Source organism: Picosynechococcus sp. PCC 7117, assembly GCF_001693275.1.
GTDB lineage: Bacteria > Cyanobacteriota > Cyanobacteriia > Cyanobacteriales > MRBY01 > MRBY01.
Genome location: NZ_CP016482.1, coordinates 103,906 through 129,382, shown reverse-complemented (window position 1 = coordinate 129,382; position 25,477 = coordinate 103,906). Strand labels below are relative to the sequence as shown.

General features: G+C 47.3%; 25 protein-coding genes. 18 read left to right on the top strand and 7 right to left on the bottom strand.

Translation table 11 applies throughout. The annotated features are described in order from the left end of the window. Positions 1 to 26 precede the first annotated feature (26 nt). On the top strand, positions 27 to 620 hold the full coding sequence (locus tag AWQ22_RS15640; RefSeq protein WP_065711910.1) for an exopolysaccharide biosynthesis protein: 594 nt from the start codon (positions 27 to 29) through the stop codon (positions 618 to 620). Between the two features lie 20 nt (positions 621 to 640). On the opposite strand, the gene AWQ22_RS15635 is transcribed toward AWQ22_RS15640, so the two are convergent. Then, entirely contained in the window at positions 641 to 3,565 is a 2,925-nt protein-coding gene (locus tag AWQ22_RS15635) for a cation-transporting P-type ATPase (RefSeq protein ID WP_198166565.1), read from the bottom strand. Between the two features lie 301 nt (positions 3,566 to 3,866). Here AWQ22_RS15635 and AWQ22_RS16625 point away from each other — a divergent pair. The 11 genes from AWQ22_RS16625 (at position 3,867) to AWQ22_RS15590 (ending at position 15,773) form a co-directional block, all read left to right on the top strand. Next, a protein-coding gene (locus tag AWQ22_RS16625) for an IS1 family transposase (protein WP_397428282.1) occupies positions 3,867 to 4,576 on the top strand; the annotation gives its coding sequence in 2 pieces (ribosomal slippage) (positions 3,867 to 4,152 and positions 4,152 to 4,576; 711 coding nt in all). 70 nt (positions 4,577 to 4,646) lie between these two features. Continuing rightward, a complete protein-coding gene (locus AWQ22_RS15625) occupies positions 4,647 to 5,279 on the top strand; it encodes a hypothetical protein (RefSeq protein WP_065711909.1) in 633 nt (210 codons plus the stop codon). 1,041 nt (positions 5,280 to 6,320) lie between these two features. Next, a protein-coding gene (locus AWQ22_RS16620) for an IS1 family transposase (protein WP_397428282.1) occupies positions 6,321 to 7,030 on the top strand; the annotation gives its coding sequence in 2 pieces (ribosomal slippage) (positions 6,321 to 6,606 and positions 6,606 to 7,030; 711 coding nt in all). Continuing rightward, positions 6,988 to 7,254 carry a DUF427 domain-containing protein gene (locus tag AWQ22_RS15615; protein WP_232321587.1) on the top strand — a complete coding sequence of 89 codons (267 nt, stop codon included), beginning with the start codon at positions 6,988 to 6,990 and terminating at the stop codon, positions 7,252 to 7,254. Before AWQ22_RS16620 ends, AWQ22_RS15615 begins: the two co-directional genes overlap by 43 nt. Positions 7,255 to 7,329: 75 nt before the next feature. Further along, on the top strand, positions 7,330 to 8,142 hold the full coding sequence (locus AWQ22_RS17195; protein ID WP_232321586.1) for a hypothetical protein: 813 nt from the start codon (positions 7,330 to 7,332) through the stop codon (positions 8,140 to 8,142). Next, positions 8,135 to 10,087: an NACHT domain-containing NTPase gene (locus AWQ22_RS15610; RefSeq protein WP_232321585.1), complete on the top strand. Its 1,953-nt coding sequence runs from the start codon at positions 8,135 to 8,137 to the stop codon at positions 10,085 to 10,087. The genes AWQ22_RS17195 and AWQ22_RS15610 overlap by 8 nt, the downstream gene beginning before the upstream one ends. A gap of 365 nt (positions 10,088 to 10,452) precedes the next feature. Further along, the gene (locus AWQ22_RS15605) at positions 10,453 to 11,481 is read left to right on the top strand and encodes a helix-turn-helix transcriptional regulator (protein WP_065711907.1); all 1,029 of its coding nucleotides are present in this window, start codon (positions 10,453 to 10,455) and stop codon (positions 11,479 to 11,481) included. Between the two features lie 101 nt (positions 11,482 to 11,582). After that, on the top strand, positions 11,583 to 13,145 hold the full coding sequence (locus tag AWQ22_RS16615; RefSeq protein WP_084449070.1) for a TonB-dependent receptor plug domain-containing protein: 1,563 nt from the start codon (positions 11,583 to 11,585) through the stop codon (positions 13,143 to 13,145). Then, positions 13,031 to 14,080 (top strand): TonB-dependent receptor, encoded by a 1,050-nt coding sequence (locus tag AWQ22_RS16610; RefSeq protein WP_232321594.1) that lies wholly within the window; start codon positions 13,031 to 13,033, stop codon positions 14,078 to 14,080. Before AWQ22_RS16615 ends, AWQ22_RS16610 begins: the two co-directional genes overlap by 115 nt. A gap of 5 nt (positions 14,081 to 14,085) precedes the next feature. Further along, on the top strand, positions 14,086 to 15,075 hold the full coding sequence (locus tag AWQ22_RS15595) for an ABC transporter substrate-binding protein (protein WP_065711906.1): 990 nt from the start codon (positions 14,086 to 14,088) through the stop codon (positions 15,073 to 15,075). Between the two features lie 170 nt (positions 15,076 to 15,245). Beyond that, entirely contained in the window at positions 15,246 to 15,773 is a 528-nt protein-coding gene (locus AWQ22_RS15590; protein ID WP_084449068.1) for a 2'-5' RNA ligase family protein, read from the top strand. On the opposite strand, the gene AWQ22_RS15585 is transcribed toward AWQ22_RS15590, so the two are convergent. The 4 genes from AWQ22_RS15585 to AWQ22_RS15570 form a co-directional block, all read right to left on the bottom strand. Further along, positions 15,770 to 16,345, bottom strand: coding sequence for a nucleoside deaminase (locus AWQ22_RS15585; protein WP_065711904.1), 576 nt, complete (start codon positions 16,343 to 16,345; stop codon positions 15,770 to 15,772). The genes AWQ22_RS15590 and AWQ22_RS15585 overlap by 4 nt on opposite strands. A 101-nt stretch (positions 16,346 to 16,446) precedes the next feature. Further along, positions 16,447 to 17,202: a ParB/RepB/Spo0J family partition protein gene (locus AWQ22_RS15580; protein ID WP_065711903.1), complete on the bottom strand. Its 756-nt coding sequence runs from the start codon at positions 17,200 to 17,202 to the stop codon at positions 16,447 to 16,449. Further along, entirely contained in the window at positions 17,202 to 17,789 is a 588-nt protein-coding gene (locus tag AWQ22_RS15575; RefSeq protein ID WP_065711902.1) for a ParA family protein, read from the bottom strand. The genes AWQ22_RS15580 and AWQ22_RS15575 overlap by 1 nt, the downstream gene beginning before the upstream one ends. Before the next feature lie 90 nt (positions 17,790 to 17,879). Continuing rightward, positions 17,880 to 18,182: an HNH endonuclease gene (locus AWQ22_RS15570; RefSeq protein WP_065711901.1), complete on the bottom strand. Its 303-nt coding sequence runs from the start codon at positions 18,180 to 18,182 to the stop codon at positions 17,880 to 17,882. 160 nt (positions 18,183 to 18,342) lie between these two features. On the opposite strand from AWQ22_RS15570, the gene AWQ22_RS15565 reads away from it, so the two are divergent. Beyond that, a complete protein-coding gene (locus AWQ22_RS15565) occupies positions 18,343 to 19,335 on the top strand; it encodes a 2-hydroxyacid dehydrogenase (RefSeq protein ID WP_065712025.1) in 993 nt (330 codons plus the stop codon). Positions 19,336 to 19,354: 19 nt separating this feature from the next. Here AWQ22_RS15565 and AWQ22_RS15560 read toward each other — a convergent pair whose 3' ends face one another. Together AWQ22_RS15560 and AWQ22_RS15555 are read right to left on the bottom strand one after the other, a co-directional pair. After that, a complete protein-coding gene (locus AWQ22_RS15560; protein WP_232321593.1) occupies positions 19,355 to 20,038 on the bottom strand; it encodes a TVP38/TMEM64 family protein in 684 nt (227 codons plus the stop codon). A 207-nt stretch (positions 20,039 to 20,245) separates the two neighbouring features. Continuing rightward, complete coding sequence (locus tag AWQ22_RS15555; protein WP_062437093.1) at positions 20,246 to 20,641, bottom strand: hypothetical protein; 396 nt, start codon at positions 20,639 to 20,641, stop codon at positions 20,246 to 20,248. A 22-nt stretch (positions 20,642 to 20,663) separates the two neighbouring features. Between AWQ22_RS15555 and AWQ22_RS16870 the strand changes: the two genes are divergently transcribed. The 5 genes from AWQ22_RS16870 to AWQ22_RS15530 all read left to right on the top strand — a co-directional run bounded on the left by AWQ22_RS16870 (position 20,664) and on the right by AWQ22_RS15530 (position 25,475). Continuing rightward, positions 20,664 to 20,969, top strand: coding sequence for a hypothetical protein (locus AWQ22_RS16870; protein ID WP_157094665.1), 306 nt, complete (start codon positions 20,664 to 20,666; stop codon positions 20,967 to 20,969). Between the two features lie 251 nt (positions 20,970 to 21,220). Further along, complete coding sequence (locus AWQ22_RS15545; RefSeq protein WP_065711899.1) at positions 21,221 to 21,826, top strand: cupin; 606 nt, start codon at positions 21,221 to 21,223, stop codon at positions 21,824 to 21,826. Between the two features lie 21 nt (positions 21,827 to 21,847). After that, complete coding sequence (locus AWQ22_RS15540) at positions 21,848 to 23,356, top strand: cell wall metabolism sensor histidine kinase WalK (protein ID WP_232321583.1); 1,509 nt, start codon at positions 21,848 to 21,850, stop codon at positions 23,354 to 23,356. A gap of 106 nt (positions 23,357 to 23,462) precedes the next feature. Continuing rightward, positions 23,463 to 24,134 (top strand): response regulator transcription factor, encoded by a 672-nt coding sequence (locus tag AWQ22_RS15535; protein WP_012305635.1) that lies wholly within the window; start codon positions 23,463 to 23,465, stop codon positions 24,132 to 24,134. 456 nt (positions 24,135 to 24,590) lie between these two features. After that, a complete protein-coding gene (locus AWQ22_RS15530) occupies positions 24,591 to 25,475 on the top strand; it encodes a hypothetical protein (RefSeq protein WP_065711898.1) in 885 nt (294 codons plus the stop codon). Positions 25,476 to 25,477: the final 2 nt, after the last annotated feature.

Here is a 25,477-nt window from a genome sequence, read left to right as displayed (position 1 = left end):
GCCGTTTTTTGGCTCGCCCAGTCAGCATGAAAAAACTTTCTGAAAAACTACACCACTATTTTTTTGAGGAGGAACGTCCGGAGAAGGTGAGCCTAGCCAATGTTTTTGCCCTCACCGAGGAAAGATTATTTGGTTTTCCCCTGGCGCTCATTGCTTTTTTGAGTATTTTTGCAATTCCTGGCACCTCCTTTATTTTTGGCATGGCGATGCTGTCGATCACCCTGCAACTATGTCTGGGGCAGTCTAAACCTTGGGTGCCCCGCAAAGTTCTCCAAACGTCCTTTTCCCTACCGCAAATTCAGCGGTTTATGGGTTATCTGATTCCCTGGTTAAAAAGGGTCGAGAAAATCACGAAACCCCGCCTGACGCCCATTTGTCACAGTCTGCCGGGACGAATTATTTTGGGAATTGTTTTGTCGGCCATGGCCCTATTGGTGGTTTTACCGATTCCGGGGGCGAATACGGTGCCGGCGATCGCCATTTTTTTTGCGGCCCTCGGCCTCCAGGAAGATGATGGGGTTTTAAGCTTGCTCGGTATGGCGATCGCCTTAATTTTTATTGGGGTCATTATTGGCCTAATGTGGACGGGGAGTAATATTTTTCAAGTTATTTTTCGATAAAATTACCTCCGATATCAGCGTCAACGCGGAGCGAAAAAACATTTCCACAGTTCATCAAAACCCAAAATCAAGGGCGGACAAGTAATCAACACCAGCCACTGCCACGGATCGAGGGGGGCGGTAAAAAAAATCTCCTGGAAAAAAGCACTCTTCATAATCAAAATCACCAAAATCCATTCAGTGGCAATGCCGACCCAGATCAGCGGATTTGAGAAAAAGCCCAACCGAAAAATCGAGGTGGTTTCAGAGCGGCAGGTGAAAACATTGCCATTTTGACAGGCGACAATCGCTGCTAGGGTCATGGTGGTGGCTTGGGCGTAGATCCCAACGGTGGCGGCATCGGTGCTGTGGCGCAGTAAATCTGGGGTAATCGCCTGGAGTTCTGTTAAGCCATAACCATGGCTCCACCAGACCAGGAAAAAGCCCAGCATTCCCAAGACTGCTTCGATGGGGCCGAGAAAACAATAGGCACGGATCAGGAGCGATCGCCCCAACAGATTTTCCGTTTGTTTGCGGGGCGGTTGGGTCATCATATCCGGCTCTGCCGCCTCAATCCCTAGGGTTAAAGCAGGAATCATATCTGTGCCTAGATCAATCGCTAGGATCTGCATAATCACCAGGGCTGGGGGAATTTTGAGGGCCACCATCAACAGAAAAGGAGCCACTTCCGGAACATTAGAAGCCAAGATATAGGTGATAAATTTACGGATATTTTGGTAAATGGCGCGGCCCTGTTCTACAGCGCTAATGATCGTCGCAAAGTTGTCATCGGTGAGGACGATATCCGCCGCTTCCCTGGCGACATCGGTACCATTTAACCCCATGGCAATGCCAATGTGGGCCGCCCGTAAAGCCGGAGCATCATTCACCCCATCCCCTGTCACAGCAACCACTTCCCCAATATCTTTATAGGCTTGCACGAGACGTAATTTTTGTTCGGGAGACATCCGCGCAAACACGAGGCCCGAACGATATTTCAGGATTTGCCGCAGTTGAGCATCAGACAGATGACCCATGCCTTCTCCGGTGACGACCCGGACTTGCTGATTGACAATGCCAATTTGTTGGGCGATCGCCTGGGCTGTGAGGCCATAGTCCCCCGTCACCATCGTCACCTTGATCCCGGCGGTATGACATTGGGTGATCGCCTGTTTCACCTCCGGCCGGGGCGGATCAAACATCGCAATCAAACCAATAAAAATTAAATCCCGCTCAAGATCCTGGGCGCGCAGATTAACCAAATCCCGTTGTCCCCGTCGCGCCGCCACCCCCAACACCCGAAACCCCTGGGCTGCAAGGCGATCATTGGCTTGTACCACTTCTTCCCACTGTTCATGGCCCAAAGTTTGGATCGCCCCATTGCGCAACACCGCCTGACAATGGCGCAACACCTCTAGCGGTGCCCCTTTTGTAAAGGCCATACAGGGCAGTTCGCTCTGCCAAATATCTGACTCCTGCCAATCTAAGACCACAGTCATCAGTCGCCGGCGAGAATCAAAGGGAATTTCCCGTAACCGGGGATATTGTTGTTGTAAGTGTTCAATATTTAAGCCGGCCTTAACCGCAACGACGATCAAAGCAGCTTCGGTGGGATCGCCTATTTCCTGCCAGCGGCTCGGTGTGTCGAGGTGGATGAGCTGGGCATTAGAACAAAGGGCAGCCCCCGTCAATAACAGGTCAATTTTCCAGCGGGCGGTGAAGTCTGCGGCTAAATTCACGGTGCCCGATCCAGGGTCATAACCGGCACCAGTGACTTCAATTAAAAAGGGTTGAATTTCTCCGGGTTGGCCGTGATTAGGGGTTTGTAGAGGCGGTTGAACAGGCAATTCTGCTTCGGTTAACCAGGGCAACCAGAGGTAATGGACGGTCATTTCATTTTTCGTGAGGGTGCCCGTTTTATCCGTGCAGATCACCGTGGTGGCGCTGAGGGTTTCCACCGCAGAAAGACGGCGCACCAGGGCATTTTTGCGCACCATCCACCGGACACCCATGGCAAGGGCGAGGGTAACAGTCGGCAGCAATCCTTCTGGCACGAGGGCAACGATAATGCCAATGGCAAAGACGAAACTTTCCCGCAGTTCCATCCCCACTAAAAATTCCGTCAACAGAAAAACAATCACGCCCATCGTCAAGGCGATCGCCGTAATAACGCGGACAATCTTACCCACCTGAATTTCGAGGCTACTGGGTTCCCGTTTCACATTGGTTGTTAGATGGGCCACATGACCAAATTCTGTTTGGGCACCGGTGCCATAAACCACCGCCACCCCCCGCCCCGACGAAACTGTCGCCCCCGCCAAGAGTAAATTGGCAATTTCTGCAGGATTTGTTTTTTCTCGGGTGGGTTGTTCTCCCCGGCGGAGGGGCTGGCCATCACGCACGGACGCCGTTTCTCGCACCCGTACCGGATAGGCATTCCGCGCCACAGGCAACGATTCCCCCGTCATCACCGAAAGATCAAGATATAAACTTTCTGAAGCGACCAACCGTGCATCCGCAGAAAGGCGATCGCCTTCTTCCAGTTGCATCACATCTCCCGGTACCAGTTCCACCGCCGAAATCGATTGGAGCACACCATCTCGGTACACTTTCACCTGTGCGGGCAACACCTTTTTCAAAGCTGCTAGGGATTTTTCTGCCTGGAATTCCTGCCAAAAGCTAAAAATGCCATTCACCCAGATCACGGCCCAAATCGCCCAACCCAGTTCCGGCGTCCCCGATACAAATGCCAAAATTCCCGCCACCCAGAGTAACAGGGCCATAAAGTGAGTGACTTGATCTAAAAAACGCAACCATAGGGGCCGTTGTGGCGGTTCCGGTAGCGCATTTGGCCCAAATTTTTCTAAACGTCGCTGCGCTACTTGGGCCGATAAACCACCAGGCCGGGATTCCAAAACAGCATAAACATCTTCCGGAGCAAATGTCCAAATATGACTTGGTTCCATCACAGCGATCCACCAGGACAAACAATTAATTTGATGCTGTCACAACCCATGCTAAGACAAACATCTCTTCTGATAAGCGTCAACGATTCTTTACATCATTATTTGCTTGCATGACTTATTTACACCACCGCATTGATGTCGGCTCTTTAGGGAAATTTAATGGAAAAAATTGGCTAGAATTAAAGAAATATCTCACAGGATATCTTAACTAAATCCAGAGAGAGCGACTAATAGAAAGGGTGGTACTAAAAGGGTAATGACGGTTTTGTTAAGGTAGAACGGAAGTCATTGACTCCGACCCATGCCTCAATGTCCCAGCTGTCAATCCCAACATACAGTCAAAAATGGGCACATCCACAACGGTAAACAGCGCTTTCTCTGCAAGCAATGCGGTCGTCAATTCGTGGAACATCCCACCAATAAACTCATTGATGCTGAAACCCGCGCTCTGATTGACCGTCTGCTTTTCGAACGTATTTCGATGGCCGGCATCGCCAGAGCTGTTCAAGTTTCTGAACAATGGCTGCAAAATTACGTCAATATGAAAGCAGCACAAGTACCAAGAAGGGCCAAGGTTGTCCCCAAAAAAAGGGGTCTTTAAAGGTGCAGTGTGACGAACTCTGGTCTTTTGTTGACCACAAAGGCAATAAACAGTGGGTCTGGCTGGCCCTTGACGTTCAAACCCGGGAAATTATTGGTCTGCACGTTGGTTGCCGTGGTCGAGAGAGTGCAAAAGCACTGTGGGCGTCATTGCCTGGGGTATATCGGCAATGTGGAGTCTTCTACACGGATGAGTGGGAAGCCTACCGTGGCGTATTCCCTTCAAAGCGTCATCGGGTGGTTAGCAAACAGAGTGGTAAAACCAGTTATATTGAGCGCTTTAATTGTACTGTGAGGCAAAGGATGTCACGGTTTGTGAGACGCAGTCTAGCCTTCTCCAAGTGTGTATTTAATCACATTGGACTATTGTGGAATTTCATCCATCACTACAATTCCTCATTACCCCTTTAGTACTACCATAGAAAGATTAGACTCACAATTTAGTCTAGGTCTGTCACCTTAATATTTACTTCTATGGCCCATGTTCAAAACTTTAATTAAAAATAGTGCGGTGATCGCGTTTGTAATTTTAGGTTCTATAGCCGTTATTCCTGGGGCAAGTTCCCAAATTAGTGCTACTCCCTTATTACAAGCCGAGGATTTCCAGGGTTTGGTTTATTACCAAGACCCAAATACGAGGGGAATGCCCATTAATCGCCCTGGTATTTTCATCGGTCTGCCTCAGCAAGGGAGCAATCAAGGGGGATGGTTGTTGGATATTCCGAGTAATGACGTGTTCGCGCCAAGTTCCTTGGGTGTCAATATTTTTCAATTTGAGCAGCAATATTTTTTATTCTTTGATTCAATCTCTAATTTTGATGATGGTAGAGCTTACAATCGAATCTTAGATGCCATAGAAATTCCCGCTGAGGCAGTTCTGCTGCGTTGTTCAGAAAGTATAAATGAAACATCAGAAACCATTGCGTTTTTAAATGCAGAAGAAAGGGCAATTGTTGAAGCGCAATCTCCCAGTGCAATGGATGGAATTCTCGCTGAATTGCAAAACCCAACGATGCTTTATTCAGTTGATTCTCGCCGTTTGTCCATTGAGGCTATTCCTGGGGAGGGTTTTACGTGTAGAAGTTTTTCTCTTATCCATACAACTCTTGAATAATTGACTCTTTTCTTTGATCTAAAAAGACCTCTTCATTCCAAACATTAAAAAATTTTTTCTAGAAATTTAAACCAAAACTCCCCTCAATCTCCGGTAGCTTGGGGCATTTCAGCATCACTGTCGCTACTTTGAAGGTGATCGCCACCCTAAAAAACAGCACTATCATAAGTTTTGCTTATATTTTTCCTCGGAATACTAAGGCTGAACCTGTTTACATTTCATTGAATAATAGCTATACTAAATTTCAAGTCCATAGCTTAAATACTATTGTCAAATTTATATCACCAACCCTAAAGGCAAAGTTCTATGGGGTTTTGCCTTTTCCCTCAAAATTCCCTTGTCCTCTAACGTCTCAGTCAATTACAGCATTACAAAAAGAAACTATGTACCAATACAAGCATTCTGATTTTTTGGTTATTGCGACCCTTGACTGAATGCCCAACTACGCCCCCGATGCTCGCCACAGTTACCTGACCCATGACAACCGGGTGTCGTCCATAGTTTTTTAAAAGTTTCCTCCATCAAGCTATATTCGTCCCGATCTAGGCAATTGGGGCGAATTTTTTTTTGCGCTTAAGGCAGAATCCAGAGGCAAATAATAGCAGTTCATCTATTTTATTGCGTGGGTTCTTTGCACTGTATTAACCTAAAATATAGTGTTTAATTTTATAAATTCCAACAATATTGTGACTGTTCATTTAATTTTTTGAATTCATCACTAAGCTGACTATCCTTAGAATAATTTCTGACAGAATTAATCCTGATTAAAGCTTGGAGATCAGGCCCACAATTCAAAGCAGCTTGTAAGACTGAATTGACTCCGGTTTTCGCCACAGCAGATAGGCAGGTGCGTTAAACTCTAAACGTAATAATTTTACGGCAAAAATTAGGAGATTATATCGATGGCTCAGGCAATTTGGAATGGTGCAGTGGTGGCAGAAAGCGATCGCTGCGAGGTGGTAGAAGGCAACTATTATTGGTGGTACTAAAAGGGTAATGACGGTTTTGTTAAGGTAGAACGGAAGTCATTGACTCCGACCCATGCCTCAATGTCCCAGCTGTCAATCCCAACATACAGTCAAAAATGGGCACATCCACAACGGTAAACAGCGCTTTCTCTGCAAGCAATGCGGTCGTCAATTCGTGGAACATCCCACCAATAAACTCATTGATGCTGAAACCCGCGCTCTGATTGACCGTCTGCTTTTCGAACGTATTTCGATGGCCGGCATCGCCAGAGCTGTTCAAGTTTCTGAACAATGGCTGCAAAATTACGTCAATATGAAAGCAGCACAAGTACCAAGAAGGGCCAAAGTTGTCCCCAAAAAAAGGGGTCTTTAAAGGTGCAGTGTGACGAACTCTGGTCTTTTGTTGACCACAAAGGCAATAAACAGTGGGTCTGGCTGGCCCTTGACGTTCAAACCCGGGAAATTATTGGTCTGCACGTTGGTTGCCGTGGTCGAGAGAGTGCAAAAGCACTGTGGGCGTCATTGCCTGGGGTATATCGGCAATGTGGAGTCTTCTACACGGATGAGTGGGAAGCCTACCGTGGCGTATTCCCTTCAAAGCGTCATCGGGTGGTTAGCAAACAGAGTGGTAAAACCAGTTATATTGAGCGCTTTAATTGTACTGTGAGGCAAAGGATGTCACGGTTTGTGAGACGCAGTCTAGCCTTCTCCAAGTGTGTATTTAATCACATTGGACTATTGTGGAATTTCATCCATCACTACAATTCCTCATTACCCCTTTAGTACTACCCTATTATTTTCCCCCCGATACCATTAAAACAGAGTATTTTAAGCCGAGTAACACCCACACCACTTGTTCTTGGAAGGGTCAGGCTAGCTATTACACCCTGTCCGTAGCCGGAGAAGAAAATAAGGATGCGGCTTGGTATTACCCAGAACCCAAGGAGAAAGCGGCGAATATTAAAGGCTACGTGGCGTTTTGGCGCGGCGTCAAAGTCGAGTCTTAGGATTTGAAGGGTTAAGGCGATCGCCAATGGGTTGTGGTTGTTTTGGTTGGTGATCCTTATGGGACACTAGAGGGTATGCCAAAGCAAAGTTACGGAAAAATTCCCCAGGGGCGATCGCAAACGCTACTGTTTGGCTTGCTTGATTTCGCGAATGATGCCCTCGATGCAGATGAACGCCAACTAGACCGACTACGGGCGACGATAAAAGTCCATTGGCAATCGCCCAGACGACTGGTGGTGCAGACAAAATTGCGCTATTTGCAAACTTTAACGGCACTCACTACTACGCCTTTAACCGTACCCCAATTGAAAACGGCCCTCAAGGATTTAGAAAGTTTTTTGGGGATTTTAGAGGATCATCGCACGACGATCCGGGGGTCTGATACTTGGCATTTTTCCTTAAATTTCTGGGGCGATCGCTGGGCACGGGCAGAAAATATACAACAGTTTAATCACACTTGGGCCGCGCGTCGCTTGGGGATATCCGAGAAGAAGCAAAATAATTTTCAGGAGAATTCCCAAACAAATCACGGCGCAACTCACCCGGACTGGCAAAGCCTGTGTCGGCAAGCGCTGGATACCCACTTAACCAGTAATCCCCTAACGGCGGGGGATGGCATGGCCTTTGAATTAGCGGATTTGTACGTGCCCTTGGGAGTAACTGCCACCCATGCAGAGGAAGATTCTCCCAGCGATGATCCCCAGGATTTTTTGGCGCAATATCGCCATCTCTCCCATAATCGACTGGCGATCATTGGGGAGCCAGGGGCCGGAAAAACGACTTTTTTGCAACAGTTGGCTCTGGCTTTGTCGGCAACCGAAGATCTACCCGTTTGGATCCCCCTGGCCGATGTGGGGGGGGCGATCGCTAGAAAATTATTTGCTTGAAGTTTGGCTAAAGCAGCTTTTTAAGCAATTTACCATCGCGCCAAAAATCCAGACTGAATTTGCTGAACTGATTCAAAACAAACGGGTCTGGTTATTTTTAGATGCCCTTGATGAAATGGGGGACAATCTCAGCCAAGCGTCATTAAAACTCGACCGGGAACTCCAGGGCTGGTTAGGCAATGCTTCCGTCGTTTTAAGTTGTCGCAGTGCGGTGTGGGACACAGGGAAAAATGCCCTTACTGATTTTGTGATCCACCGTTGCCAGGGCTTTAGTGATGATGCCCAGCGCCAACAAGTGCAATGCTTTATCCAAAAATGGTTTCAAGGACAACCTCAACTCGGCGATCGCCTCTATGGTGAACTAAACCGCAGTATCCATAGTCGCATCCGTGGGGTTGCGCGCCAGCCGCTGTATTTGACCTTACTGTGTCGCACCTGGCAGCTCACCCAAGGCAAATTGCCGGGGACAAAAGCCATTTTGTATCGCCAGTTTGTGGAGGCTTTCTATGACTGGAAACAAGATACTTTTCCCACAACCCAGACCCAACGCCAGCAACTCAATCAGATTTTAGGGCAGTGCGCTCTCAAGGTGCTTCAAAAAAATCCCGCAAAAGCTCGGTTTCGTCAGGCTGAAATTCAACCGTTTTTCGATGCCGTTGATCCTGATTTTTTTACCCTCGCGCTCCAGTTGGGGTGGTTAAAGCGGGTCAGTCGCTCTGCAACAACGGGGGAAAATGTCTACGCTTTCCATCATTTAACGTTTCAAGAATACTTTGCGGCAACGGCGATCGCCCACTGGGAGATTTTTATTGACGAAGGCGGCGAATATCCGATATTTTCGTTGGGTTGGCAGGAAACGATTTTACTGTGGCTGGGGCGCGAAGAAATTGCCGCTGGCGAAAAAGAAAATTTTCTGCAAGCGCTTTTGCACTGGCAAGACCATTGTGGTGGTTTCTACGAAGTACGCGCCACCTGTTTTGTTGGCAAAGCTTTAGCCGAGTTTCCGGAATTTTCCCAAGGGCAAGCAGTGATCGATCAACTGGTGCAATGGCGTTTTGTCACCGCCCAGAGGCAACCCAAGTTACCATCGCCCCTAGTTGAAGAGGCAGGCATTGCGCTCTCCAGAAGCGATCGCCAGCGGGTGGTGGTTACCCTCGAGCAATTTTTAGCGACCCATCCTGATGCCTTTGACCGTTGGTTAGCAGCCCATAGCCTCGGCAAAAACCATGATTTCGGCAATCCAACGGCGATCGCCAACCTCGAAGATCTGCTGACGGAAACCGCAGATCCGAATTTTCAACTTAATCTCTGCCGTAGTTTAGGGGCCATCGTTCCCGATAATGCCCTAGTCATTGCCAGTCTTACCCGCCTGCTGGCAGCGGATCAAAAAGCAACCATCCGCCGTAAAGCCGCCCTGCGTCTCGGTAAACTCCAGCCCCATCATCCCCAGGCGATCGCCACCCTCCAGGAAATTTGTCCGGATCATCCCTTGGTGCAAACAGATACTGTTAGTCAAACTCTGCCCGCCCGACGGCGCACCGCAAAGCGGATCTCGGAGAGATCGCCCCAGCCAAAATCGCCCCGTGAGCAGACTCTAGCTAGCCAAAGTCTTTTAAAAAAATTAAGCCTAGAAACTAATCTCGATCAGCGCACCAGGCTAGTTGCCCGTCTCAGTGGTTATCTGCCTGACCACCCGGATCTGATTCCCAATCTGCTCACAACCCTTCGTCAGGCCCGCCGCAAAAGTACCCTCAAGTTGGCCGTTGACACCCTCGGTCAATTAATTGAGACGGAACAATTACCCCTCATTTTGCCCCAGGTGAAACACATTTATCAGACAGTAAACCCCAATTCTCCCAATCGACGCTACTGTTATAAATTGCTCTGGGACTGGTCAAAAACTTTGCCTTACGAAGCCTTTCAACGGGCTTGGTCGTCTTTTTAAATTTATCCCGGCAATCGCCTTCACCTCAAGGGGGGATTTTGAAACACAGTAGATAATTTTTTAATCGATCAATCACTTTATGGGTAAACATCTTTTTGCAAAAAATATCTACCGCCCGTAAAATCAAAAAATTTTCCGTTGAGAACCTATTTGCAAACAACTTAAAACCAACAAAATAATTTTGTTGGGATCAATTTTCCATAATGGCAATAGTTCCAAAATGACCCATGGACGCTAAGATTTCCTCACATTAAAGCGTTTGTTTCAATGAAAAATGCCATAACAATGAACATTAAGTTCGTCAATTACAGTATGATGCTAATAATTCTCATTTACTCCCCTACTAATTAGCTTCTACACCGACGATGACTATTACGCTGTCCACAAATGATCTGTATCAAATTTGGAATGATAGCTTAGAAACAGGGACAATTGTTCAATATTCCGATGCACTAGCTACCTTCACTGAATTTCCGAAACAATTAGGAAAAGGCTATTGGCGTGATATTCAGTTACGTTCGGGTATTAATTTATTGATTCAAGACTACACTTGCCATGACTCAATCATTGAATATGGACAAACTGAAGCGTCACCACACTTTGTCTCTAGCTTTTACTTAGCAGGTAATTATCAATCAATTGTGCCGGGCATAAGCGATCATCGTCATTTGAATATTAAGTCAAATCAAATGTTTTTGATGGCAGATACCAAAGAAATTGATGAAATCCCAGGCCAGGAACAAATTATTTCGATCAAATTGCAAATTGAGCCCTGCTTCCTTCAGAGTTTTAGCAATCAGCCAACATACCAATTACCTTCGCCGCTTCAAAGATGGATCGATCAAAAAACAGTAGCGCCATTTCTTACCACAGGCATTACAACTTCTAATATGCAAGTCATCCTCAAACAGATCTTGAGTTGTCCTTACCAAGGATTGATGGCCCAGATGTACTTAGAGAGTAAAGTCTTAGAATTATTTGTCCTTCAATTGGAACAGTTCACAACTAAATCTACGGCTAACTGCCCCCCTTTACCCAGGGCAGATATTGATCGTATTCACCATGCCAAAGAAATTTTAATCAATAATTTTGATAATCCGCCTTCTCTACTAGATCTGGCTCGACAGGTGGGTTTAAACGATCACAAACTAAAGCGAGGCTTTCGTCACTGTTTTGGGACAACCGTATTTGGATATTTACGTGCCTATCGCATGGAACAAGCCAAACAATTAATTGCAGAATCACATCTGACTTTGGCGGGGGTAGCCCAATCCATCGGTTACAACAGCCCCAGTCGATTTTGCGATGCTTTTAAACGGCAATTTGGCATGACGCCCAGAACCTATCAAAAACAACTCCATGGATATAAAACGGATCCCTCCGGGGCAAAATAAACTCCGTTTCGGGCAAAAAAGAATCTGCTAAATCCTTTACTATCCAAAGCCTATACCCAGGTATTTGAGAATTATTTTTAGTAAAGTAGATGGTGTGAGACATGAAGCAACAAGCACGCGGTTCTTTTGCCCTGGCGGTGGGAAGTATGATGCCAGTATTAATTGCCACCCAGCCCGCCCAGGCACAAACATCAGCCATTACAGGCATTGAAATTATTGAAACATTGACAGGGGCTGAAGTATTTTTACAGACAACGACGACTCAAGCATTAGAAATATCGACAACTCAATCAGGCAATACCCTGATCACTGAGATTACCAATGCCCAATTGCGTTTGCCAGAAGGACAGCCTCTGCAACAAACTAGCTTTAGCAACACAATCGAAAGTGTAGAAGTTTTCCAGGCTACAGAAAATAGCGTCCAAATTCAGATCACAGGCATGAATGCATTGCCGGAAATCAGCACAGATTTAACGATAGACGGTTTGTTTCTCCGGGCACAAGGCTCTGAGCCTAACCGGGTAACGGACGATGGAACGGAAACCCTTGAGTTGGTGGTTACGGCAACTCGTACACCAGAAGATCCAGAGGATATTTCCCGCTCTGTCACGATTATTACACGCGACCAAATTGTCACCCAAGCTGCTCTCAATCAAAATTTAGGTGATATTTTAGGACAGTTAGTACCGGGTTTTGGCCCCACCTCAGACCGAGCGTTTACGGCTGCATCTTTGCGGGGTCGTACGGCTTCGATCTTGGTAGATGGCGTTCCCCTTAATGTGAATAACCGTGATTTTGACCGGGAATTAAAGACGATTGCCCCAAATGCTATTGAGCGGATTGAAGTGGTACGAGGCCCTTCTGCTCTCTATGGTGGTGAGGCGACTGGGGGCATTATCAATATTATTACCCGTAGGGCAGGGGAAGAGAGACTGGTCACGCAGGTTGAATTGGGTGTTGATGCTGCTCTAGGGAATTTTGAGGGGGAAAGCTTTGGTAATTTTCTTCGTTATGGCTTATCTGGCCAGGAAAACAATGTTGATTATTTAGTCGATTTATCCCGCACCAGTAGTGGAGCCATTTTTGATGCGGAAGGCAATCGCATCCCTGTCATCCAAGGAAATGATGAGAGTGAGACATTCAATATCCTAGGCAAAGTGGGGATTGCCCTCGGAGAACAACAACGGCTCCAGTTTTCGGCTAATCACTATAACAGTAAACGAACCACAGATGTCATTTCTGATCCCATCGTAGATGCGATACCCGGTGTCCAAAAAGCCCAAGCCCTAGAAGTCGGAGAACTCCAATTCCCCGCAGGAGGAGGCCCCCAAACGGATCGCAACACAGTTTTTAATGTGAGCTACAATCACGCAGATCTATGGGGTAGCAACGTTTCTGCCCAAGTCTATTATCGAGACAACCTGAGCCGCACTGATCCCCGTGACCGTCGCCCTCGTCCTTTTGGCATTTTTCAAGGGGAGCTCAATTCTGAAAATTGGGGCGGACGTCTTGGCGTACAAACTCCGCTGACACCCAAATTGAGCCTACTCTGGGGGCAGACTACGATCAAGAAACCACCTCAAATACATTTAATCTTTTTGACCCCAATGCATTTGATGCTAGCAATGGCCAAGTTAATGTACTCACTGAACAACGCGCTTTAGTGCCTCCCTTTGATCTCAATAGCCTTGGCTTATTTACCCAGGTGCAATGGGATGCGACAGAACGTTTACAACTGGTGGGAGGCATCCGCTACGAAAAGATCGATCTTGCGGTTGGAGATTACACAACGTTCTTCGGAGACTTTATCGAAGGAGGGCGTAAGGACTTTGACACTGTACTTTTCAACGCAGGTCTTGTTTATGATGCCAGTGATCATACCAATTTGTTTGCGAATTTTGCCCAGGGTTTTTCTGTACCTGATTTTGGCTTGGTTTTAGGCTTTCCAGACCCTGGATTTTCTGTAGCGTCAGATGTGACGGTTAACCAACCTCAAAAAGTTGACGAGTTTGAACTTGGTATTCGGGGTAATTGGCGTAATATTCAAGCCTCTATTGCTGGTTTTTATAATCAATCAGATCTAGGCTCTACCTTTGAATTTAATCCGAGCACTGGATTATTTGATATCTTACGGGCTCCCGAACGTGTTTATGGCATTGAAGCAACCGTTGATGCTCAGCTCAATGACACTTGGAACCTAGGAGGAACGATCAGTTGGTCAGAAGGCGAAGCAGATCTCGAAAACAATGGCACTTATCTTCCCTTGAGCAGCGCAAGAATCCAACCCTTAAAGCTGACGGCTTATGTAGAAAATGAGACACTGCCAGGTTGGACGAATCGCTTACAAGCGTTATATGTCGGCAGTCGAGACCGTGCTTTTCAAGAAGATATTGATCCTCGAGAGATTGATAGTTATTTTCTGGTGGATTGGCTCAGTAGCATCCAGCTCGGTCAAGGCACCCTTCAGATTGGTGTTAAAAATCTGTTTGATACTTTGTATTTTCCGGCCTATGCCCAACGTAGTGCTGGTTTTTCTGACACTTTTAACAGCGCTGGCAGTGGTCGGACCCTTAGTCTTCGTTACTCTTTAACTTTTTAGAAACTATGGAATTTCTGTATAGAGCCTTAAAGCACCAATCCAAGTTCTATTACTGGCGCTTTTTTTTACTCTTATTTTTGAGTTGTAGCTTAGTTATAGGCTGTTATTCTGACGGGGTCACTAGGGTTGCAGAGACCCAGGAATGTCGTCCTATTGAACATGCTCTGGGAGAAACCTGTGTCCCCCTGGCACCTGAAAGAATTATTACTTTGAGCAATGCGGCTCTAGACAGTGTTCTTGTTTTGGAGATGCAACCTGTTGGGACGATTAGTAATACCCCTGAGCTTTTACGACAAAAGGTACAGGGGGCTGAAATTGTGGGTATGGAGGGATCTGCAAATCTTGAAAAAATATTATCGTTACAGCCAGATTTAATTTTGGGAGCAGTATACAATGATGGGGCAATTTATGAACAATTGTCTCAAATTGCCCCTACGGTTTTGGAGGGGGCAGAAACAAATGGCGAATGGCAAGATATTTTGTTATTGAATGCTGAGGCTTTGGGGAAACAAAATCGCGCCCAAGCTCTCTTGGCAGAATATCAACGGCACCTTGATCTTTTCCGGGAGAAAATGGGAGAACGACTGAGGAATTTGGAAGTCTCGCTAGTTCGTATTTATCCTGATCGGATTAGTGTTTATCTCAAAAATTCTTTTGCGGGCACAATTTTGCAAGATGCAGGTTTAGCACGTCCTGACTATCAAGATCGAGGCGTCTTCGGTGAACACCCTTTTCAAGAAGTGATCAGTAAAGAAGAGTTACAACGGGCCGATGGGGATGTGTTGTTTGTTTGGACGTTTGGCGCAACGCCAGAAATTAGTCATTCGGCCCAAGCGGCTTTAGAAACGTTTAAGCAAGATCCTTTATGGTTACAACTCCAGGCTGTGCAGAACAATAAGGTTTACGAGATTGATGCCTATTGGAATGTCCCTAGTTTGATCGCCGCGAATGCTGTGGTGGATGATTTATTTTATTATTTACTCGAACAAGAGTAGTGTAAGAAACTTGATTGTGTATTTCGCTATTCTACTTGGCTAATCAGTAGGGTTCAAGATTTGTGCAAGGGTCTAGTGCTTTTGGCGCAGGTTTTGGGATTTGTTTTTTTTGATGGTTAATCCTAGGTAAGATTATCGGCACTGCCAATCGACAGTTATTTTTTGTAGCGTTGTTGTTACCGCCCGACCTAGGGGCGATCGCCTCTGGTTGGCAACATTATTGTGTTGAGCGATTCCAAACTAAAAAGGCTCTCAATTCGCCGCCCCACATCACCCTGCAACCGCCCTTTAAGTTTCCAGTCGCAGACATCGATCACCTCGAAAACATTCCCCAAACCTTTACCCAAAGCCAAATTAGTTTCTCGATTCAGTTGACGGGTTTTAACTGTTTTGCACCGCGCGTGGTTTACATTGATGTCCAACTGACTCCCCCACTCCAAGACTGCCAATCCCAATTAAAAACGGCCTTTGGGACACAGTTAAACATTCAGGATCAACGTTATGGCGATCGCCCTTTTTGTCCCCATGTGACCATCGCTTTTAAAGATTTAAGCCGTACTAATTTTGACCGGGCCTGGGCCTTTTTTCGGGAGCGTTCTCTAAACCATTGTTTTACCGCTGGGGGTTTGAGTTTGCTACAACACAATGGCCGCCATTGGCAAGTTCGGGCAAATTTTCCGTTTCATACCCTGGCCTAGGCATTATAAATTGGCCCCTGTTGCGCTTGATAAAACTGCAAGACCCCTTGGGCTAGAGACAGCTCCACTTCTGTTTTCACGACGATGCCGCGCTGTTCGAGGGCTGTTTGCCAATTTGGGGGTTTTGGCCCTTCGTCGAAACCAATGGCCTCCGCATCAACGCCCCTAGCCCCACTGACTACGCGCTTTAAACCTGACCAATGGATTCCCCCCAGACACATCGCACAGGGTTCGGTACTGGTAACCAACTCCAGGGCAGACAAATTTGCAGTGCTGAGATTGTATTGGTTAAATTTGCGTTGGGCGATCGCCATTGCCACCATCTCCGCGTGGAGCAATGATAAATTTTCGCTAGTCACGAGGTTCACCCCTAGGGCGATCAGTTCCCCGGTTTCGATGTTAAAAATCCCGGCCCCGAAAGGCCCGCCTGTTTTTTGAATAATATTTTCCCGGGCGGCACCCACCACAAAGCGCATTTTTTGGCGATCGCCTGGGGTCGGTTGATATTGGCTGCTGTATGCCTGCAACCATTGGGGCAAACGAAAACAAATTTCCGACGGTTGACGATACATCGCGCTTTTTTACTCCATGTCTTGGGTTAATTCCATTGGGTCTTCGGAAAGTTAAAAAAAAAAGGTAGGTGCGCACCTACCTTTTAGAAACATACCTTTTTTTAAGGATTCGACGGTGGTAGTTTGCGCAGTTCTCCGAGGAGTTTTTTTAATTGCCCTTGAACTGGCCCCAGGGTTGGATCCTCACTGTCTGCCAGTTGTTTTGACCATTTCTCGACGGTGGCGATCGCCGACTCCGGCGAAAAGGTAGGTGTACGCCTACCTTTTGGGGCAGAATCATTTAAAATGCGCTGAATCCGATCCTCAGAAAGCCGAAAAACCTTAGCCAGTTCCCGTTTCAAGGATTTTTCTCCCGTCTTGGGTCGGCCCCGTAAGCGTTTATAACCAGCAGTTTCTAGCTTTTTTGCCGCCTCCCGAATTTCTGTCACCGTAAAATTTTTCCGTTGGGTATTTTCTTCAATTTCAATTTGCAGGGCATCCACAGCATCTGCCGCCGCGTCAATATCCACCACCCGCACCGGAATTCCTTCGGGAAATAAACTCGCATATTGATCGGGGTGGGCTAGTTTAATTTGATAAAGGGCCTCCCGACGATGTCCCCCAGCTAGCAAATGGCCATGGCGATCCACCGTCAAAGGAGTAATTAAACCCAGCACCAGGATCGAATCGACCAATTCCTGGACGTGTTTATCATTGAGGGGACGGGCATCTCCCCCCGGACGATCCAAAATATCCTCAAACAACAGGAGCTTTAGATTTTGGTTAACTTCATTTTCATAGGCTTTTTCGGCGGTGAATTCTGCCGTCGCCCGTTGGTTGAGTCGATCAAGATTCAGGGTCGCTTTTTTACGGGCCATTAGTTTAGGTACTCCTGGAGCCACAACCAATAATTTTTAATTTCCATCGCTGCTTTGCCGTCCGGATTCCATTCTGTAACAGCACGCCCCTCGGCAACAGAAGCAGGAAAATCGGCACGACTGCGAATCAATGGCCCGACAGGGTAGTAGACGGCGAGCCCCTCGATCAATTCCGTCAAATTGGCCTGGGGATGGGCTTGGTTAATGCAAAAAACCGCTTGGGCTTGGGCCGCCCGGATTGCCGCGAGGGTCGCTCCCAGGGCATCGAGTTCGAGTTGGCCCGGTCGTAACACCACCACGCAGAGATCGGCAATTTGGGCAATTTCAATTAAACTCGCTTCGGCACTGGGTTGGGTATCCACAAACAGCCAATCGGTCTGACAACGCTTGAGGGAAACTTGGACGCGACCTGCGGGGACGGTATGGACTAACGGCGGATCATCGGCGCGGCGATCGCCCCAATCGGCACAACTCGCCTGGGGGTCGGTATCAATGATCGTTGATGGCCCAGCCACCACAGCTAAATTCATCGTTAATGTGGACTTGCCGACGCCCCCTTTTCGACTAACAATCGCAATTTTTTTCATAGACATTTCCCACAGACCACATCAAATTACAGCAATTGATCTAGCTGAAAGTTTAACCCACTTCCCCCAGACCCAGAAGACCAGAGGCGCTTAAGCTTCCCCGAACAAACTCAACTGACCAAGGGGGAGGGAGCCGTAACGGCGTTGGTGTTGGCGTAAATGACAGGCCGAGCAAAGGGCGATGAGATTTTCCCGACGATTGTCTTCGGGGATGTAATTTTTGTGGTGAACGCTTAAGGTTAAAACAGCCCGCAGGTGACGATCAATGCCTTTGACCTTCACATCCGACGGAATACAAACCAGGCCACAGAGTTCACAGCACCAGTCGGCATCCTCTTTTACTTGTAAGGCGATCGCCTGCCAATCATCAGAATATCGAGAAGAATGTTTCATCTAAACCTAGCGCCGCAAGATAATCCTGAAATCGCTACAGTATTAAAAAATTCTGGCCAACATCACAGCCAATACCGTCTGTTTTGTGACCTATTTCGTGATTCTAACCCTAATTATTAAGAAATCACCAAAAAAACCATCTCCATTACCCCAAAGCACCATGAAAATCGCCTTCTTTAGCAGCAAACCCTACGATCAAGTCTCTTTTAACAAGACCAACCAACGTTTTCACCACGAACTGGTCTTCCTCGAACCACGCCTCACCCCCGATACCGTTAGCCTCGCCGCTGGTTTTCCGGCCATTTGTGCATTTATCAACGATGACTTGGGTGAAGCCGTCCTCAAACAACTCGCCCACAACGGCACTCAATATATTGCCCTACGCTGTGCCGGGTTTAACAATATCAACCTTGAGGTCGCCCGCAAATTAGGCTTGACCGTTGTTCGGGTGCCTGCCTACTCCCCCTATGCCGTGGCCGAACATGCCGTGGGACTGATTTTGATGCTCAACCGCAAACTCTATCGCGCCTACAACCGTGTCCGGGACGATAACTTTGCCCTTAATGGCCTCCTGGGTTTCGATCTCCACGGTAAAACAGTCGGGATTATTGGCACCGGAAAAATTGGCGAATGCTTTGCCAAAATTATGCAAGGGTTTGGCTGTCGTTTATTGGCCCACGATCCCCAAGAAAATTCTGTCTGTTTAGATTTGGGTGTCCAATACACAGATTTACCAGATCTGCTCACCCAAGCCGATGTGATTTCCCTCCACTGTCCTTTAGTACCCGACACCTATCACCTGATTAACACCAACTCCCTCGCCCAGATCAAACCCGGTGCCATGCTGATTAATACCAGTCGAGGTGGCTTAATTGATACCAGAGCCGTTATCGAGGCACTGAAAACAGGTCAATTGGGTTATTTTGGCACCGATGTCTACGAAGAGGAAGAAAATCTCTTTTTTGAAGATCTATCGGATACGGTGATTCAAGATGATACATTTCAGTTATTACAATCTTTTCCGAATGTAGTGATCACTGCCCATCAAGCCTTTTTCACCCAGGAAGCCTTGGGAAATATTGCAACGACGACCTTAAATAATTTACAGGCACTGGAGAAAGGCAAAGCTTGCACGAATCAGTTATGTCCCTAGAAACTGCGCCAAGAATAGCTCACTTTAAATCAGTCACGGTTTTGTTTAGGGCTTGCCTGGCGATTTTGGTGACATAGACAGTCACAGCAACAGTAGCCACAAAACCAAGAATCCGGATCGACCACTGGGCAATGGGGTTAGCGCTGGTGCTTCCTGTGCCGAGGGTTGCGAGATTTCCGGCCAGGGAGCCAATATAGACGTACATGATGGTGCCAGGGATCATCCCCACAGAGCCGAGGACATAGTCTTTTAGGGAAACACCCGTGACCCCATAGGCATAGTTAAGGAGATTAAAGGGAAATACAGGTGAGAGACGCGTCAGGAGAACAATCTTCAGGCCTTCCTTGCCCACAGCTTCGTCGATGGCACGAAATTTCGGGTTGTCGGCGATTTTTTTACTGACCCATTGGCGGGCCAGGTAGCGTCCCACCAGGAAAGCGGCGATCGCCCCTAGGGTTGCCCCAACAAAGACGTAAATTGACCCTAAAGCGACACCAAAAACCACCCCGGCTCCCAAGGTCAGAATCGACCCCGGCAGAAAGGCCACCGTCGCCACCACATAAAGCACCATAAAGGCGATCGCCCCCAGGGCACCCAGACTATCGCTCCATTGCAAGCCCTGGAGTAACCAAGCCTGGGGATCAAATCCTGTGCCAAAAAGCCCCTGGACAAAGGTTGATGTTGAACTGGCCGCCGTCGCCATGCCAGCGAAAAATGTTGAGAGTGCAACCACTTCTAAAAGCATACTTACCCCGAATGCACCCAAGGCGAAACCCGTAAAGCTTGTCCAACAAGGTAATTTTTTTGGTTGCCGTCGATGCCTAATTTTTTGATTGGTGTCACTCTTTAAGTTAGCAGGTTTCATCAAATTCCCCTCAAGTTAATCATTCTTTGTATCCGGCGATCGCCCCTAATCCACCGTCCAGAGGGTGTCTGCATCCCGCAACAAAAACAGCGTAAAACAAGCCGCCAGCATCGGTAAGGCCGCAAAGAAGAGGAGGTTATTAAAGGGATCGAGGTATTGCCGAAAGGAAGCAAAAGTTGACCCGGCATGGAGCAGCAGCACCAAAAAATAACACCGATTTTTTTGGAACCCCGTCACGAAACCCAACACAATGGCCAGTTGCACAATACCGATGAGAAAAATCACCCCGTTGCTGAGGCCAGAAATCAGATAAAAATTCTCGAAAACGGCCCTGGCGTGGTCTGGGTTAAAAAATTTATCCAATGTCCAGACAAACATCACAATAAAAATACTGAGCCGTAACAGCAATAACGACAACGCAAGACGCGACACCTGTTTCATGATTTTTTTTCGTAAACTCATAATGTTTTCAGCAGCGATCGCCAGCAAATATTTTTATTCCGCTTCATTGGCCTTCGCGGCACAGGGATTTGCTTTGGAAGCACAAGGATCGACTGTTTCTGTTTTACTTGCACAAGGATTGGTTTTAGAAGCACAGGGGTTTTCCTTCGCCGCGCAGGGATTTGCCTTTGAGGCACAGGGATCGGTTATTTCTGTTTTACTCGCACAGGGATTTTTAAACAGTCCAGCGCAAGGGTTTTTGACACCGGAACAGCCGGCGATCGCCCCGAGACTCAATAGAGAGATTGATACGAGGGTGGCAGCATAGCGAATTTTCATGGTCATTCTCCTGAAATTAATTAGATTGCTGAGTTAAAACCAAAGCTTTGCCGTGGTTCTTGAGCTTGATTAAATCGGCTAAACATGAAGCGCAGATGAGGGGAAACTAGAGAAAACTTAAAAATATTGAGCAATAAAATGTCGAGCAATCTTCAGGAAAAATTCAGACTGCCATCAGCGATCGCTCAGGCAAAAATGTCATTGTAGAAAAACAAGCCGTCCCATCTTTTGCATGAATTTATGGCCCCACAAACTTGGTTTATTGATCGCGGCGGCACCCAGGAGCTTTGGCCAGCCACTGAGTCCCCGACATCAGAAATACAACCCTATCGGCTTTACCGTTTCCTGACAGATTTGGAAGATCTGCTAAACCGTGAGCCAGGCGATCGCCAACGTTTACAGGCCCTATACCCTTTAGTGCAGCGTTTGTTGCAGAGTTCAGAATGGCTGCAACTGATCCCCATTGCGCCAGATCCAAAAACAGGTTGGGCTGTGGAAATTTTGTATGATGAACCGGATTTTCCGCTCACAGTGCAGCTTGTGGCCTGGGAACCCCAACGGGTCTCGCCGATCCATAACCATGGATGTTGGGGCTTGGTCGCTCTATTGCAAGGCCAGGAAGAAAATCAATTTTGGCGGCGATCGCCTGGAGATTCGACCCAGTTAGTGGAGGCTGGGAGCTTAGTATTAAATCCTGGGGATTTGGTTTGTTTAATGCCAGACGCAATCCATCGGGTGAAAGCATTGGGCACGACGCCAACCATTAGCTTTAATGTGTATGGGGAGACCGACTATGACCAGCGCTTTGAATTTGACCTCGACCAGGGCAGGGCAACAAATTTTTAATCTTTTTTCCGGTAGTAAGCGATGGGGCTAAAAAAACTAAAAAAGGCGATCGCCAAACGCTTGAAATTAGACCATTGGCATTTTTCGACGAGTTCCCTGCAATTTCGCCTCACCTTTGAGCTGGCTGGTTTATCGATCTGTGGCCTCGGCATCGTTGCCATTTGGGCGGGCTGGCAGATGGAGCAAAACCTCGTGGCAGCCCACAAACAAACCCTAGATTACATTGCCTCGCGATTCCCGGAACAGTTAGAACTGTATAGCGAAATGGAACCCGTGGAAACCAGTCTGGTACGAACTCTCCAGCGGGTGACGACTGCTGATGTTATGGCTTGGGTGAAAGATCCTGACGGTCAACTGGTGACCCAATCAACGGCGACGGCTGATTTTGTCGCCCAAGTGCCCGATCTGATGACCTTTGAGCAAGGGGCAATGCCCCCCCAAATTGTGCGCGTAGGCGATCGCCAAATTGTCCTTTGCATTAGTTCCCTAGCGATCGCGGGGGAACCTGTAGGCCAACTGTATTTATCCCAGGACATCACCGCCGATCTGCAAAAACTCTATGTCAGTTTGTGGCGGCTGCGCCTGGTCAGTGGAGCAACGCTTATTTTATTAATCGCCGCGATCATACACCGCATTCAAAAAGTCACCCAACCCCTCGCCCAAATGAGTCACATGGCCCAGGCGATTTCTGCGGATGACCTCCAAGGGGCAAAGTTAGAACTCCAGCAAGCGCCCGATGAAATTTTAGGTTTGGCCCAGGTATTTAACGAAATGTTGTCCCGGTTATCGAGTGCCTGGGACAACCAACGGCAGTTTGTCGGCAATGTTTCCCACGAACTCCGTACTCCCCTGACGATTATCGAAGGTTATCTCCAGAGTCTCCTGCGTCGCGGCGATGGCCTCAGTGAATATCAACAACAGGCGATCGCCACCGCTGCCACCGAAACAACCCACACCATTCAAATGCTCCAAGATTTGTTGGATTTGGCCAGGGCCGACGGGGGCCATTTACATTTCCGCACCCAGCCCGTCATGCTCAATACATTTCTCGAAGAAGTCAGCGCCATGGGTCAACAGATCAACCAACGCCCCATTCACCTCAAAACGCCCCCAGAAGATGTCGTGATTCGCGCCGATCAAGACCGACTGCAACAGGTGATGTTAAATCTAATTGATAATGCCCTAAAGTATTCTGCCCCTGACCAGGCCATTGAAATTTGCCTCGAAACCGCTTCATCACTAGCTTTGATTCACATCGTTGATCAGGGTATTGGCATTGCCTTGGCCCACCAAGCTCGCATTTTTGAACGATTTTATCGGGTGGATGAAACCATGACTCGCTCCCGGGATGGCACAGGGTTAGGTTTGGCGATCGCCAAAAGTCTCATCGAAGGCATGGGTGGCAAAATTAGCCTCCGTTCCCAGCCCCACCAAGGCAGTTGCTTTACCCTAAAGCTTCCCCTGTGGGATATTCAGTCCGTCTTCACAAGCCACAACTCTGAGCAGGATGGACTACGCCGCCATGGTTAAACCCCAAGCATTTCTCCTTATACAAAGACGTTGATCATTGAGTTTTCTGCAAATATGCACCACCACATCTTTATTAATTTCCCTTACCAACGACCACCCACTGACCATGAAACCCCATATTTTACTGGCCGAAGATGACCAAAACCTCGCTCAATTCGTTGCCTCCGAATTACGCCTAGAAGGTTATTTGATCACCGTTGCCCACAACGGCATCGATAGTCTAAATTTAATCCGAGAAAATACCTATGACCTATTGATTTTCGATTGGCTCATGCCGGGCTTGTCGGGGCTAGATTTATGTCTACGACTCCGCTCTAGTGGCATCGAAACGCCAATTCTTCTGTTGACCGCAAAGGATGAAATTTCTGATCGGGTCTCTGGGTTAAATGCCGGGGCCGATGATTATGTCACAAAGCCCTTTAGCATTGAAGAACTACTGGCCCGTGTCAATGCCCATCTCCGCCGTGCTCGCCGGGAAGTGGTTGACCAATTAGAATTTGAGGATCTTTCTCTCAATGGCATTACCCGCGAAGTTTACCGCGATCGCCAACTGATCCAGCTCACCGCCAAGGAATTTGATTTGTTAGAGTTACTCCTGCGCCACCCACGGCAAGTCCTAACCCGCGAGCAGATCCTCGAAAAAGTTTGGGGCTATGACTTTATGGGAGAATCCAACGTGATTGAAGTCTATATTCGGGCTTTACGGCTGAAACTCGAAGCAACCAATCCGAAGCGATTGATCCATACGGTACGCAGTGTGGGCTACGTCTTAAAATAAATTTCAAAACAGTTTTTAGCGCATGAGACCAAAGTGCAATAAAGCTTATTTAGTTGTCACTATTTTTCTCGCTAAAATATTTTTTATTTAGACAAAATTTTAGTGGATTCAAACCGCAAATTATCACAAATTTTTCTTGATTTCCTTCTGATCATTTCACAGTTGCCAAGAGAGATCAACAGATTTAATTTACAACTAAAAAGATATTCAAAAAAGATTTAATAATAGCTTTTATCGCAACCATCTCAACCCAAAGATAAACTATTCAGGCAGTAAATCCGGTAAAAGTTGTGTAGTCACCATCATAACCAGAGACTTTCTAAGGGTTTTCTTAGGATTAATTTTTGTTGAGGTAAGTCTCTCCTAATCTGAGAAACAAATAGATTAGAAAAAAGTTAAACTCTCTGGATTATGACGTTCAAAAAATTTGTTGCCACAGCCCTAATAGCAAGCGGTATGCTAGTGTCCTTGAGCAGTTGCGGTACTAATGAAAACAGCAACACCGAAAATACGCCACAAGTTGAAACTTCAGAAGTCGAAGTGACAGAAGAAACAACAGCGATCGCCCCTGGCATGACTCCCTTCGATTTCCCGACAGTGGGCATCACAGCCGAAGCCGGCGACTATGTACTGACCCCCACAAACAGGATGTGGACAAATGCCATAACCTCAGAAAACCCGGCGAACGAAACCTACATTTACTATTCTGCACAGATGTCCGCACCAGGAGAAGTTGAATCAGATATTGACTCAACCTTTGACGGGATTGTCACAATGCCGAACGCGATGATTATCCCGATCCCAAAAGGGCAAACAGCGCAAAAAGGCGACATCGTCCTGACCTGGTGGCAAACTGGCTCCGGGATGCAACGCGCAATCGTTGTGGATGATGCAAACCCCCAAGAACCCGTGGTTATGTATTTGGATTTGGCCTATGACAATCCGGCAACAGACCAAGACAGCGGTAAATCTATCGGTGCAACGGAATATCCACTTGCGCCTGATTCCTTCGTAAAGATTACCGACCCTTGGCAAGAAGGCAATATGATTGCGGCCAATGATGGCGAAAGATGGAATTCTGTGCAAATTGTCAAAGTTGCGGGCGAAAAAGTCTTGACCCTGGGTTTTGCGGGCAGAATGAAGGTTTATGACAAAGCAGATTGTAAACCTGTACCGCTCGTCCCCGATGTAGAGGCAGGGGATACAGTGCAAGCGGTTTTTGGGGCTTCATTTGGCGAATACACCGTGGCAAGGGTTGACAGAGAAATCGGTCGTGTCTTCGTAGAACAGTCTGGCTCCGAGAAGGCAATTCCCTATGGACAAGTGACCCCAAGCTTATAGCG

Excerpts from the sequence above, each read along its gene's own strand:
- AWQ22_RS15605 (WP_065711907.1), top strand. The coding sequence starts at position 10,453 with ATGACTATTACGCTGTCCACAAATGATCTGTATCAAATTTGGAATGAT.
- AWQ22_RS15540 (WP_232321583.1), top strand. The coding sequence starts at position 21,848 with ATGGGGCTAAAAAAACTAAAAAAGGCGATCGCCAAACGCTTGAAATTA.
- AWQ22_RS15535 (WP_012305635.1), top strand. The coding sequence starts at position 23,463 with ATGAAACCCCATATTTTACTGGCCGAAGATGACCAAAACCTCGCTCAA.
- AWQ22_RS15570 (WP_065711901.1), bottom strand. The coding sequence starts at position 18,182 with ATGAAACATTCTTCTCGATATTCTGATGATTGGCAGGCGATCGCCTTA.
- AWQ22_RS15560 (WP_232321593.1), bottom strand. The coding sequence starts at position 20,038 with ATGGCGACGGCGGCCAGTTCAACATCAACCTTTGTCCAGGGGCTTTTT.
- AWQ22_RS15580 (WP_065711903.1), bottom strand. The coding sequence starts at position 17,202 with ATGGCCCGTAAAAAAGCGACCCTGAATCTTGATCGACTCAACCAACGG.
- AWQ22_RS15625 (WP_065711909.1), top strand. The coding sequence starts at position 4,647 with ATGTTCAAAACTTTAATTAAAAATAGTGCGGTGATCGCGTTTGTAATT.
- AWQ22_RS15565 (WP_065712025.1), top strand. The coding sequence starts at position 18,343 with ATGAAAATCGCCTTCTTTAGCAGCAAACCCTACGATCAAGTCTCTTTT.
- AWQ22_RS16615 (WP_084449070.1), top strand. The coding sequence starts at position 11,583 with ATGAAGCAACAAGCACGCGGTTCTTTTGCCCTGGCGGTGGGAAGTATG.
- AWQ22_RS15595 (WP_065711906.1), top strand. The coding sequence starts at position 14,086 with ATGGAATTTCTGTATAGAGCCTTAAAGCACCAATCCAAGTTCTATTAC.
- AWQ22_RS15585 (WP_065711904.1), bottom strand. The coding sequence starts at position 16,345 with ATGTATCGTCAACCGTCGGAAATTTGTTTTCGTTTGCCCCAATGGTTG.
- AWQ22_RS15530 (WP_065711898.1), top strand. The coding sequence starts at position 24,591 with ATGCTAGTGTCCTTGAGCAGTTGCGGTACTAATGAAAACAGCAACACC.
- AWQ22_RS15545 (WP_065711899.1), top strand. The coding sequence starts at position 21,221 with ATGGCCCCACAAACTTGGTTTATTGATCGCGGCGGCACCCAGGAGCTT.
- AWQ22_RS15555 (WP_062437093.1), bottom strand. The coding sequence starts at position 20,641 with ATGAAACAGGTGTCGCGTCTTGCGTTGTCGTTATTGCTGTTACGGCTC.
- AWQ22_RS15635 (WP_198166565.1), bottom strand. The coding sequence starts at position 3,565 with ATGGAACCAAGTCATATTTGGACATTTGCTCCGGAAGATGTTTATGCT.
- AWQ22_RS15575 (WP_065711902.1), bottom strand. The coding sequence starts at position 17,789 with ATGAAAAAAATTGCGATTGTTAGTCGAAAAGGGGGCGTCGGCAAGTCC.
- AWQ22_RS16870 (WP_157094665.1), top strand. The coding sequence starts at position 20,664 with ATGTTTTCAGCAGCGATCGCCAGCAAATATTTTTATTCCGCTTCATTG.
- AWQ22_RS15640 (WP_065711910.1), top strand. The coding sequence starts at position 27 with ATGAAAAAACTTTCTGAAAAACTACACCACTATTTTTTTGAGGAGGAA.
- AWQ22_RS17195 (WP_232321586.1), top strand. The coding sequence starts at position 7,330 with ATGCCAAAGCAAAGTTACGGAAAAATTCCCCAGGGGCGATCGCAAACG.